This is a genomic window from Vibrio cionasavignyae (genome assembly GCF_050337155.1).
Taxonomy (GTDB): domain Bacteria; phylum Pseudomonadota; class Gammaproteobacteria; order Enterobacterales; family Vibrionaceae; genus Vibrio; species Vibrio nomapromontoriensis.
Genome location: NZ_JAKJSR010000012.1, coordinates 128,073 through 140,386, shown reverse-complemented (window position 1 = coordinate 140,386; position 12,314 = coordinate 128,073). Strand labels below are relative to the sequence as shown.

Genomic DNA, 12,314 nt, shown 5'->3' with positions numbered 1-12,314 from the left:
GGGGGCACGGTTAAAAAATGCAACCCCTTAACATACTTTGCATTATAGACTTATAGCGGACGAATACTCTCTTCGTCTAGCTCTGCAGAAAACCTTGTAACAATAAACTGTACGTGGGCATCAGATTGTAAAGCCGCCGCCGCTTGTGTCAGTTTTTCTTGGTAGATATTTTCTCTTAATTCGAGCGGTGTTATGCCCTGCTCTGACACTGCCACAGACAAATGGCACGACTCACCAAGCGCTGAGTTTAGGCTCGCCAATAGTTCGGATTGGTTCCTATCCGTGTTCAAATGGGCGTGCGTTGCTCGCAGGCCAAGGGAAATCGAGGAACCGTCTTTACTGTAAGCGGAGTTCAGCGCTAATTGTTGGACCAATTTACTGGTGTTTAGTTTCTCAATTAATGCCGCCCATGAATCTTGCTGCGCGGCTTCAACCGCTAATCGCTGCGCCATTTCAGGCGTTTTTACATGTTCAAGTGCTTTTCTTAACGTTGAAGGCTTTACCGATGGGGCAGTGTTGGTCTCCACTACCGCCTTGTTCATCGCGCGCCAACGATACGGTTCGTTGTCATCGACTTGCTCAGAAGCGTTTTCACGACTCGCGTCACCAGAAATAGCAGAAGCGGCGCGACGAGGAGTACTTCGCTGCGCGACTCTTTCTATTGCAGATGCTGGCTCGGGTGACGCATCAGTCTTTTTTGTTGTGGGCGCTCCTGGACGAGGTGCGCTCTGCGCCGAACTCTGCCTTTTAGAACGCAATTGATGACGCAAACCGCCAACAGATGCAGCCTTAGGCTGAGGCGTTGGTTCCGGGGTAACTTGTTGCTGCTGAACAGGCTGTTGTGGCGGCACCTGTGATGGATTCATTGGCTGCTGATTCACAGCTGATTGTGACATCGGCGGCGAAACATGCTGTGGTGCAGAATCTGGGTAATAACCTTGAGGCGCCGAGTCATAGCCATGCGGTGCTGAGTCATAGCCATGTGCTGCCGAATGCGATACCGCACTATTATCTGACGGCATTGCATATTGCTCTTGCGGCGGCACATCATAAGGCATTGCCGATTCTGCTGGCGAAGTATATCCCTGTGCTGGTGCTTGTGAAGCAGGCTTCACGGCTACTGGCGCTGAGGTAGTGACATTAGAAGCATTAGCCATAGACGTACTGGACGCCAGCGTCGTTTGTGCCGAGCCCGTAATAACAATGTCATTACTGCTAATCGGCGTAGCAGGCCTAAAGGCAAGCATTCGCAACAGCGTCATTTCTACTGCAATTCGCTGGGATGGCGAAGCAACCAAATCTTGACGACCTTTTATTGCAATTTGATAGTAGAGCTGTACATCGGTTGGCTGAAGTTTTTTGCCCAGCGCGGCGACTTTTTCGTTATCAGGGATGCTCACATCAAGGCTTCCGGGCAAAGCTTGATACATCGCAATACGATGCAATTGTGAACCTACCTCCAACAACAACGCATCCCAATCGACACCGTTCTCAGCCAGTTGCTCAACCGTACTCATCACTTGCGCGGCATCACCTGTCGTAATGGCTTGAATAATCTTAATGGCAAGAGAGGTATCTAACGTACCCAGCATTAAGCTGACCGTCGACTTGGTGATATGTCCACTGCCTAACGCTATCGCTTGGTCGGTTAAGCTCAGAGCGTCTCGCATACTGCCGTCGGCAGCATGAGAAATTAAAGCCAGAGCTTGATGCTCCGCATCCACCTTCTCATGCCCTAGGATATCCACCAATTGCTGTTGGATGGTATCAACCGTAATAGGTTTCAAATGAAATTGCAGACAGCGTGACAAGATAGTCACGGGCAGCTTTTGTGGATCAGTCGTAGCCAACAAGAATTTGACGTATTCCGGTGGCTCTTCCAACGTTTTCAGCAAGGCATTGAAACTATGACGCGACAGCATGTGCACTTCATCGATCAAGTAAACCTTGAAGCGATTACGCGCTGGTTTATATTGAACGTTATCAAGCAACTCACGAGTGTCTTCAACTTTAGTCCGAGAGGCAGCATCAATTTCGAGTAAATCGACACTTCGCCCTTCATCAATTTCTACGCACGTCGCACATTTACCGCACGGGGTAGCCGTAATACCCGTTTCACAGTTTAATCCCTTAGCAAACAAGCGCCCTATTGTGGTTTTACCCACACCGCGAGTACCACTAAATAAATAGGCATGGTGTAAGCGGTTTTGACTTAATGCATTCTCTAGAGCAGTAAGGACATGCGCTTGTCCCACCACTTCGGAAAACTGTTTTGGGCGCCATTTTCGGGCTAAAGCAAGATAACTCATGAATAGTTCCCGATTAGTGACCTTCGAATTCACAAATGCTGTAAACGTCTAAATCGAGCGCTTGTAGGCGTTTATCACCGCCAATCTCTGGCAAGTTAATCACAAATGCAGCGTGAGCCACAGAACCGCCGAGTCGACGGATCAACTTTGTCGTTGCCTCAATAGTGCCGCCAGTTGCCAATAAGTCGTCGACCATAAGCACTTTGTCACCGTCAACAATAGCATCAGTATGAATTTCTAATACGTCGGTACCATATTCTAGCTCGTAAGACTGTGACACAGTCTCGCGTGGCAACTTACCAGGCTTACGCACTGGAACAAATCCAACACCAAGTTCTAAAGCCAATGGTGCACCAAACAAAAATCCGCGAGCTTCTGTACCGACAATTTTTGTAAAGCCCTGATCTTTATATTTCTCTACCAACAGAGCAATGGTTGCTCTATAGGCTTCAGGATCTTCCATTAAGCTGGTGACATCGCGAAAAAGAATGCCTGGTTTTGGGTAATCAGGAATGCTTTTGATGCTGGCTTTGATTTGTGAAATTTTATCGATGCTCATAATTTTTGTCTCTGGAGAGGTCAATCTGTGCCCAATGACGTGAGTAATGATTTCACAACGCAAAACCATACTTTCATTCTGTTGGCCTAAAAATAAACACTCGCAAAACGCGAGCGAACAATCCCCTAATGTTAGTGACTTTCAGACTTATCAGCAACCGACTCTTTCACAGGAAGTCGCAAAAAAAAGCCTAAAACAATGCCACACAGGCAAAAGAGGGCAGCCTTTAACCACACGAGCGGAACAACAATGATGGAGATCAGGAAACTGGCCAAAATAAACACTATGCCTTTATTGCGCGTCGCGCGCGATACGGCTCGCTCGGTTTCCCAGGTTGAAATCACAGGACCGAGTTTAGGATGGGCCAGCAATCGCTGGTGAAGGTGTGGACTGCCTTTCAAAAAACACGCGCTGGCAAGTAGCAAAAAGGGAGTCGTAGGTAATAGTGGTAGGAATACCCCAATTACCCCTAGGGTAACCGAGCTGATGCCCGCGACACTCCATAAGGCCTGTCGCAGTGTCATATTAACTTTGCTTTCAAAAAGTTGCATACCCATTCATGATACGGAATAACGTCAGAGTAGCCGGAAGGGTTGGAATAAGCAATACGGCGATGAAGCCTAAGAAATAGAAAATATTAAAGGGTTCTTTGAATTCAGTGTTAGACATAACTTTGCTCTTAATTTGATAACTTTAAATGATAGTGAGCCGTGTCGACGTTATCGTTCGTCGTTAAACACTGGCTATGCAATGAAATGGCGATCAGTAACCATTTCATTAACATGCGCACTATATATTAATTACAAACCATCAAAAACAGAGTAACTGTATGGTTATTCTTTGTTAATCGCTCTCAGATGAGCGGATATCCCAACTAAAGCTAGATGCACCAACCTGACTCATAGAAAGCTTACTCAACTCATGAACCGGAAGATCTTTAGTCATAAAATTGCGAATGCAGTTTTCGCCTAACTTCTGGCCACCTGCAATATGATAGTGAGCATCCCCATTTTGCCAACGGCAATCTAAACCAGCAGGCAATATCGAAAGCGTGCGATCGGACAAATCAATCACACCTAAAAGAGCATCGACGGGATAGGCACCAACCGAGCACTCTAGGCCTTTCTCTATGTTTATGGCTAAGTCTTTAAGATCAACACTGTTGTGCTGTACTCGGCGAATATAATCATCAAATAATGCTCTAACCAGTAAGGTGCTCGCGATCCCGCCCTCCTCGCTGGACGAGGCGTCGACCAAGTAAAAAGCCAGTTGTCCGCTCATCAGCCAAGAAAAGTCGAACACTAAAGGTAGATTCGTAGTGGATTGAAGCATTCGATAACTACTGTGCCAAGCCCCTAGAGAACAATCCTTTTCTGGTAATAGTGCCGTTAATAGCTCACGCGCTGCATTGGGGTTTTCTTGTAAAAACTTTAAGTGCCAATGCAGTTCTTGCTCATCTTGAGAATTATCCTTGTCACTTTCCTCTAACCGGAACCAACGGCTAACAAAATCGCTCTGTTCACACACATCAGCACTGTCTTGCAATACTTTATCAATCGCCTCATTTAAGTATCGGTAGTCCGCGATTGGTTTCGTTAAAAAATCTTTAACGCCAAGGCGTAGCGCTTTAGCCACATCTCCCATCTCTCCGGTTGCCGATATGACGATGACCGGAAGTGATGGGTACTCCATTCTCACTTCTTCGGCAAATTCCATCCCCGTTAATAGCGGCATAGATAAATCGCATAGCACTAAATCTGGTTGCGTGGAATCGAGCAGCCTTAACGCCTCCAAACCATCTTGCGCCTCAAACACACGATACCCTATCGCTTCCAAATAGTTTTTTGTCACCGAGCGAAATACAGGGTCGTCGTCAACCACCATAATCCTCGCGAGACTTGGCTGATGCGCCTGCACCTCAGCAACTTGACTGTCAGTTTTAGACATAAAATTACGCCTCACAAATCTTCCATTGCGCGTTTCGTTATCATTTTTATTGGTTTGCATCAAACTTCGTGTCGCAAGGAAACGCTACAATAATGCACTTAATTGAGTAATCTACTCCCAAGCCACTGGCTCTTGAGTATATTAACTGTAGGCAAAAATAGTCTTTTATACAAATGTACCCCTTTGCTTCAAGATCTAATACAATATGTGGGTGTCTGAGATTTAACCAACTTGTTAATATTTAAACTAACTTATTGATATTGAGCTATTCTCAGCCATTGTTTCCACTAATTTAGTGTCTACAGTCATGCTGCCTGCGAGTTGAGCCTATCGGGCTAAGCCATAATAAAACGAATCAATACAAATAGTTGACCATATGAAACTCGACGATCTAAACCTATTCCGACTTGTTGTTGAAAATGGGAGTTATACTGCAACTTCACGCAAAACCATGATTCCTGTTGCAACCATAACGCGACGAATCCAAGCGCTTGAAGACTCTCTTAATCTGCGTTTATTAAATCGCCACGCCCGAAAACTGTCTTTAACAGAGGCGGGAGAGCGTTTTTATAACGAATGTTCACCATTGCTTCATAGACTCACGGCAACATCTGAAGAAATTGCTGACGAATGCAAAGGCGCGTCAGGCAAGCTTAAGATATCGTCACCTTCAAATCTGACTAAACGCATGATCATGCCGATGTTTAATGACTTCATGGCACAATTTCCTGATATTAGTTTGGAGTTAACCACCAGCAATCACGCAGACCAACTTGACCCAACCGAATGGGATGTCATTTTCCGCGTTGGTCCACAACGAGATTCGAGCCTAATCGCCCGAAAAATCAGTACGGTTAAAGATGTATTGATTGCAACACCTAGTTACCTTGCACAGAATGGTGAGCCTTCCCACGCAGAAGAGCTCACGACCCACCGCCTACTTAAAGGTGCACCACTGATCAAATGGCAGCTGAAAAACAACAGTGGTGAATCAGTGATTAACAACACAAAAGCGCGCTTTGAAGCCAACAGTCTAAATGTCGTGAGAAGAGCGTGCTCGGCTGGGCTAGGTATTACGTTAATGCCTGATGTGATGGTAAAAGAGTACATCGACAACGGTGAGCTGGTACGCATTCTTCCCGATTGGAGTGCCAATCCACGCGACATTTACATGCTCTACAATCACAAAGATCACTTACCAGAGAAAGTCCGATTGTTTATTGATTTCGTTATCGATTATTCAATTCACTAAAGATCAGTCACCCAGTCCAAGATCCACTAGCGATAAAAAAACCAGAGCGAAATTCACTCTGGTTTTTTTACGTCCGTAGAAATGCGAGCACTATTACGCGCCTTCGTTATGAAGCTCTAGGTTAGCAAGATCTTGCTGAATTTCTCGTTGTACTTTCGAATCATCGTTACGCAGTGAGTCGAGGAAATCAAGGTACTCTTGATCGATGTCTCCCGTCACATATTGGCCATTGAAAACTGAAGTATCAAAGCAACTGATATCTGGGTTGCCCATACCTACCGCTTCAATTAAATCTGGTAGCGTTTGGAAAATCAGTGCGTCAGCACCAATCGCTTTACAGATTGCATCGTTATCACGACCATGAGCAATAAGCTCGTTGGCGCTTGGCATATCGATACCGTATACGTTCGGGAAGCGTACTTCCGGAGCCGCCGATACCATGTAAACCTTATTTGCACCGGAATCACGGGCCATCTCGATAATCTGCTCTGACGTAGTACCACGCACAATGGAGTCATCAACCAACAATACGTTCTTGCCTTTAAATTCAGAGCGAATCGCATTAAGTTTACGACGCACAGACTTCTTACGCTGTTGTTGGCCCGGCATGATGAACGTACGTCCAACATAACGGTTTTTAACAAACCCTTGGCGGTATGGCTTATCAATCGCTTGTGCTATTTGCAGAGCGATATCACAAGAGGTCTCAGGGATTGGGATAACAACATCAATGTCGAGGTCGCTATATTCTTGCTGAATGCGCTCACCCAGTTTTTTACCCATTTCTACGCGAGCACTGTAAACCGAAATTTTATCGATAAAAGAGTCTGGTCGAGCAAAATAAACAAATTCAAAGATACATGGGTTTAATGCCGGATTATCAGCACATTGACGCGTGTGTAATTCACCATCAAATGTCGCGTAAATACCTTCGCCTGGTGCAACGTCTCGAATGAAGTCAAAGCCAACTGCGTCCAACGCAACAGATTCTGATGCCACCATGTATTCCGTTTTTCCATTCACTTCACGCTTACCTAAGCATAAAGGTCGAATACCGTGCGGGTCACGGAACGCAATCATACCGTGACCGATAATCATTGCTGCCACTGCGTACGCACCCTTAATGGCACGGTGCACGTTTGTCACTGCGCGGAATACGTCATCTGAGGTCACGTTACCTTTAACGGTATCAATCTCATGTGCAAGTACATTAAGAAGCACTTCAGAATCAGAAGTCGTGTTGACATGACGGCGATCTTTTTCGAACAACTTTTCACGCACTTCATTCGCATTGGTTAAGTTGCCGTTGTGAGCCAACGTAATACCAAACGGTGAGTTTACGTAGAAAGGCTGAGCCTCTGATGCACTTGAACTACCTGCTGTTGGGTAACGTACGTGACCAATTCCCACACAGCCCTGAAGGCGTTGCATGTGTTTCGCTTCAAAAACATCTTTAACGAGACCATTCGCCTTACGCAGACGAAAACGATTGCTTTCTATGGTAACAATACCAGCGGCATCTTGGCCACGATGCTGTAAAACGGTCAAAGCGTCATAGATAGACTGATTCACAGGCGTAGAGCCAACGATTCCAACAATACCACACATGTCCTAATCCTCGATTTGCGACATTTAGCTGGCGCAATTATGCGCCAGACAGGAAACTAGAAGTTGCTTCGATATGCTCAAAAAACGGCTGAATCACCAGCTTAAAATGCGGCATGAGTTGTGAGCTTTCCCACCATTCGCTGCTATTCAATGTGGTAAAGGTATCCACAAAAAACAGCACCGCTGACACGATTAGCACACCTCGCAGTGCACCAAACACAACACCCAATACTCGATCTGTACCTGACAATCCCGTTTTTTGAACCAACTGCCCTAGAACATAATTGATCAATGCCCCAACAATGAGTGTTGCGACAAATAGAGCAGCGATTGCGGCGCCATTACGAAACATCTCGTCTTCAATATTAGTAAAGTACACCGCTAGTTTAGCGTAGTACTGACTGGCGATAAAAAATGCACCAAACCATATTACCAACGACATCGCTTCTTTAGCGAATCCGCGAACTAAGCTGATTAAAGCTGACAGCCCAATCACACCCAAAATGACAAAATCTAACCAATTCATTAATTATTCATCTCAAGTTGGCGCGCATTTTAACAGAAAAAAACGCGACGCAAACGTTTTCTTATGGATTTAGTGGTTTAAATTTGAGCAATTGACCTCTTGAACCGGTAATTTTCTCTAATTCAACCAATTGCGTCTCAAGTTTACTTTTTGAAACATCGGGGCCGATTATCACGCGAGTAAAGTTTGACTCTTGCTTCACATGCGCTTGATAACCCCGTTTCTGTAAATCAGCGACCAGTCCGCGTGCATTTTCCGCATTCTTAAGGGCCATAAGCTGAATAATCCATGCACTATCTGCATAGTCATTTCGCTCAGGCACCTCTTGGATCGCGACATCTACCACGTCTGATTGCGTCTTATCTTCAAGCGTTTCACCAACCGTCGCTGTCACTGGCGAGTCTGGTAATACCTCTGAGGCATCTTCTGGCTCCAACAATTCGAAGCTTTCAACATCAGAGTTTAGCTCCGGTTTAAGCGGGATACTGGCAAACTCTTCTTTGTAGTGCAGTTTCTTGCCGTCTAAAAGGTCCGGCAAAATAATGACACCAACAGCAACTAACACAATGGTGCCAATCAGACGACTTTGGAATTTACTCGCCATCTCTACTCCTTATGGTTTAACGGTCGCACCCACTAGTAAGGCTTTCGTTGTATTCGAGGACTTCCCCTACAGTATGGAAAGAACCGAGTACCAAGACAATATCATTGTTTTCTGCCGATTCAATCGCCGCCTTATAGGCCGCGACAGGGCTGTCGTATAAAGATGAGGCCACATCATTATCCAAGCAGTTAGACAACTCCTGAGCGCTCGCAGCACGAGGGCCAGACAGCGATGCTAAATACCAGTCTCGCGCTAGCGGTTGTAGGGCTCGCATAGTTTCTGCTACGTCTTTATCATGCAACATACCAATGACAACTTTAAAGATCTGATCAGGATAGCGTTTTGCTAACTGTTCAACCAAGTATTCAGCAGAATGTGGATTGTGTGCCACATCTAGAATGGTGAGGGGCTGACTCGGTAAGATCTGCATACGTCCGGGCAGCGTCGCTTGCTTTAAGCCATTCACGATATTCACATCGGAGATATCCAGCTTTGCCGCGCCCAGTGCCATTAGTGCCGTATTGGCGTTCATCAAAGGAAGCGCTGGTATTGGTAACGAATCTAACGCAAACGTACCATGCTGCCATGACCAGGTTGTTGCGGATGTCATTTCATAGTGAAACTGAATACCGGCTTGGTAAAAATCAGCCCCAATGTCATCAGCATGAGCGGGAACCGTCGCTGGTGGCTTTGGCTGACCACAGATTGCTGGCTTGCCCGAGCGGAAAATGCCCGCTTTTTCAAACCCAATGACATTAATGTCATCACCTAGCCAATCAACATGATCAACCGCTAAGCTGGTGATCACTGACACATCATGATCAACCACATTAGTGGCATCCAAACGCCCTCCAAGTCCCACCTCAAGTAACAATACTTCGACGTTGTGATCTTGAAACTGTTTAAGAGCCGCTAACGTCGCGTATTCAAAGAAACTAAGGCTAACGTCACCACGAAGCGTTTCTATGTAGTCAAATGCTGCAACATGAGATTGGTCGGGAAGTTCATGACCATTGATACGAACACGTTCGTTATAGCGAATAAGATGAGGAGAACTGTAGACACCAACGGAATAACCCGCATCCAATAGGATGGCTTCCATTAGTGCGCAGGTAGAACCTTTACCATTCGTCCCTGCGACGGTGATAACGGTAGGAGCAGGCTTGGTTAACTTGCCTTTGTTTGCCACCACCGCAACTCGCTCTAGACCAAGGTCAATGGCGCTACTGTGGATACTTTGTAAATAATCAAGCCACATCTGAAGTGAAGATGTGGCTTGTGGAATGGTTTGTGAACTCATTTAGCAGTCAATATCTAAATAGTGATAACTTAGTGAGTACTTTACCCTTTTTCGTCCGCTTCTGGTACTTCATATGCGGGTTCTGCTGGAGAATCTTCAACAGAAACCACTAAAGGTGAACTCGCACCAGTCATTTTGGCCAGCATGCTACCGACACGTTGACGCATTTCGCGACGATCAACAATCATATCAATCGCACCGTGCTCTAATAAGAACTCACTGCGTTGGAAGCCTTCAGGCAAATCTTCACGTACTGTTTGCTCAATAACACGACGACCAGCAAAGCCAATCAATGCTTTAGGCTCACCAATGTTAATGTCACCAAGCATCGCAAGACTTGCCGATACGCCGCCCATTGTTGGATCCGTCATCACTGAAATGTACGGTAGGCCTTTCTGAGACAAACGCTCCAACGCTGCACTGGTTTTCGCCATCTGCATCAAAGACATTAATGCCTCTTGCATACGGGCGCCGCCACTTGCAGAGAAACACACTAAACCGCAGTTGTTTTCAATAGCCGCATCTACAGCAGCAACAAAACGTGCGCCCACTACAGAGCCCATTGAGCCACCCATGAAAGCAAACTCAAATGCACACGCGACAACTGGGATACCAAGAACTTCGCCTTGCATGACGACAAGTGCGTCTTTCTCACCGCTATTTTTTTGCGCCGCTGAGATGCGCTCTTTGTAGCGTTTTGAATCTTTAAACTTCAGTTTGTCCTGAGGTTCAAATTCAGTCCCTAGCTCAATACGGTTATCTTTGTCGAGGAACGTTTCCAAACGACGACGAGAACGCATACGCATGTGATGGTCACACTTTGGACATACTTCTAGGTTACGCTCAAGTTCTGCATGGTATAACACCTGCTCGCAAGACGTACATTTCGTCCAGATCCCTTCAGGGATCGAGGCTTTACGTGAGGTAACAATGTTGCTTTTTTCTAAAATTTTTTCAAGCCAACTCATGGAAGACCTTTTATTTTGTGACTCCCGCTATCATAGCGAGAGTATTGAATTCAAATATGCTTGAGGATTAAACCACATAACAGCGCCACTGTAGATAAAAAACTGGTTGTACCTTGTAGTCAAGCACCCACCAACTCTTTCATTTGAGTCGTTTTACCAGCCTGAGTTCAAATCATCTGGGAAAAATAATGGACCAATTGGCACATTTGGGAGCGAATACTCATCTGGGTAATCAACATCAACCAAATACAGCCCTTCTGCCTTCGCTGTCGCGCCCGCAAGCTTTCTGTCTTTTTGCGCCAGCAACCATTCGATCCACTCTACCGGTTGTTCCCCGCGACCAACAACAATCAAGCTACCGGTAATATTTCTCACCATGTGATGGACAAACGCATTCGCCTTAATATCAATCACCACATACGGACCATGACGAGTTACATTAAGGTGCATAAGGTTACGCCAAGGGCTTCGCGATTGACAATGCACCGCTCTAAATGAAGTGAAATCATTTTCGCCTAGTAAACACTGACCCGCTTGATGCATTTTTCCAACATCAAGCTCACCATGATAATGGCTAACGCCTGTCGATAAAATTCCAGGTCGCAAAGCGTGGTTGAAGATCACATACCGGTAACGACGCGCCGTTGCAGAAAAACGCGCATGAAAAGACTCAGAGACCTCTGTTGCCCAGCGAACGGTAATATCTTTAGGAAGATTGGCGTTTACACCCATTGTCCATGCGGCTGGCTTACGAATGACCGGAGAATCAAAATGAACCACTTGGCCCGTTCCATGAACACCGGCATCTGTGCGTCCCGCGCACATCACTTCAATTGGCTGATTCGCGACTACTGATAGCGCCTTTTCCAATTCCGCTTGCACACTATTCACATCACGTTGTCTTTGCCAACCATAGTAATTGGCACCGTTATACTCGATACCTAATGCAACTCTCATATTTCTCTCTGAACGTTCGTCATTCCTACTGGGTGGCAAAGTATATACTCAAATGGCTAGATTACCAATTTGCCGCTAAGCACAGCACAGACCTAACACGATACTAACAAAAGGCTGACCCGTACTTCGCCCCCTCCAGCCTTTTCCTCCTCTCACTATGTGAGACAAAACCGTAGACCATACAAAACGCACGTCGTTATAGCGCCATAAAAAAACGGCGTCTCCGCCGTTTTTAATTTTTCGTAACCTGCTAAAATTTTCCGCAGCCTGCTAGTCGTAGACAG

12 protein-coding genes are annotated in these 12,314 nt (G+C 45.9%); 1 reads left to right on the top strand and 11 read right to left on the bottom strand.

Annotation, left to right across the window (positions count from 1 at the left end):
- Positions 1-50: 50 nt before the first annotated feature.
- From dnaX to L4D74_RS08440, 5 genes are all read right to left on the bottom strand, one after another.
- The gene (gene dnaX, locus L4D74_RS08460; RefSeq protein WP_428751694.1) at positions 51-2,309 is read right to left on the bottom strand and encodes a DNA polymerase III subunit gamma/tau; all 2,259 of its coding nucleotides are present in this window, start codon (positions 2,307-2,309) and stop codon (positions 51-53) included.
- Positions 2,310-2,322: 13 nt separating this feature from the next.
- A complete protein-coding gene (gene apt, locus L4D74_RS08455; protein ID WP_428751693.1) occupies positions 2,323-2,868 on the bottom strand; it encodes an adenine phosphoribosyltransferase in 546 nt (181 codons plus the stop codon).
- Positions 2,869-2,999: 131 nt separating this feature from the next.
- Positions 3,000-3,419, bottom strand: coding sequence for a YbaN family protein (locus L4D74_RS08450; RefSeq protein ID WP_428751692.1), 420 nt, complete (start codon positions 3,417-3,419; stop codon positions 3,000-3,002).
- On the bottom strand, positions 3,406-3,537 hold the full coding sequence (locus L4D74_RS08445; protein WP_428751691.1) for a hypothetical protein: 132 nt from the start codon (positions 3,535-3,537) through the stop codon (positions 3,406-3,408). The genes L4D74_RS08450 and L4D74_RS08445 overlap by 14 nt, the downstream gene beginning before the upstream one ends.
- A 174-nt stretch (positions 3,538-3,711) precedes the next feature.
- Positions 3,712-4,815, bottom strand: coding sequence for a response regulator (locus tag L4D74_RS08440; protein ID WP_428751690.1), 1,104 nt, complete (start codon positions 4,813-4,815; stop codon positions 3,712-3,714).
- Between the two features lie 376 nt (positions 4,816-5,191).
- Between L4D74_RS08440 and L4D74_RS08435 the strand changes: the two genes are divergently transcribed.
- Positions 5,192-6,067 (top strand): LysR family transcriptional regulator, encoded by an 876-nt coding sequence (locus tag L4D74_RS08435; RefSeq protein ID WP_428751689.1) that lies wholly within the window; start codon positions 5,192-5,194, stop codon positions 6,065-6,067.
- A gap of 93 nt (positions 6,068-6,160) precedes the next feature.
- Here L4D74_RS08435 and purF read toward each other — a convergent pair whose 3' ends face one another.
- The 6 genes from purF to truA all read right to left on the bottom strand — a co-directional run bounded on the left by purF (position 6,161) and on the right by truA (position 12,030).
- Positions 6,161-7,675 (bottom strand): amidophosphoribosyltransferase, encoded by a 1,515-nt coding sequence (gene purF / locus L4D74_RS08430; protein WP_428751687.1) that lies wholly within the window; start codon positions 7,673-7,675, stop codon positions 6,161-6,163.
- A 37-nt stretch (positions 7,676-7,712) separates the two neighbouring features.
- Positions 7,713-8,201 (bottom strand): CvpA family protein, encoded by a 489-nt coding sequence (locus L4D74_RS08425; protein ID WP_428751686.1) that lies wholly within the window; start codon positions 8,199-8,201, stop codon positions 7,713-7,715.
- A 61-nt stretch (positions 8,202-8,262) separates the two neighbouring features.
- Complete coding sequence (locus tag L4D74_RS08420) at positions 8,263-8,805, bottom strand: SPOR domain-containing protein (RefSeq protein ID WP_428751685.1); 543 nt, start codon at positions 8,803-8,805, stop codon at positions 8,263-8,265.
- Between the two features lie 16 nt (positions 8,806-8,821).
- Positions 8,822-10,105, bottom strand: coding sequence for a bifunctional tetrahydrofolate synthase/dihydrofolate synthase (folC, locus tag L4D74_RS08415; protein ID WP_428751684.1), 1,284 nt, complete (start codon positions 10,103-10,105; stop codon positions 8,822-8,824).
- 41 nt (positions 10,106-10,146) lie between these two features.
- On the bottom strand, positions 10,147-11,073 hold the full coding sequence (accD, locus tag L4D74_RS08410; RefSeq protein ID WP_428751683.1) for an acetyl-CoA carboxylase, carboxyltransferase subunit beta: 927 nt from the start codon (positions 11,071-11,073) through the stop codon (positions 10,147-10,149).
- A gap of 153 nt (positions 11,074-11,226) precedes the next feature.
- On the bottom strand, positions 11,227-12,030 hold the full coding sequence (truA, locus tag L4D74_RS08405) for a tRNA pseudouridine(38-40) synthase TruA (RefSeq protein WP_428751682.1): 804 nt from the start codon (positions 12,028-12,030) through the stop codon (positions 11,227-11,229).
- Between the last annotated feature and the right edge of the window lie 284 nt (positions 12,031-12,314).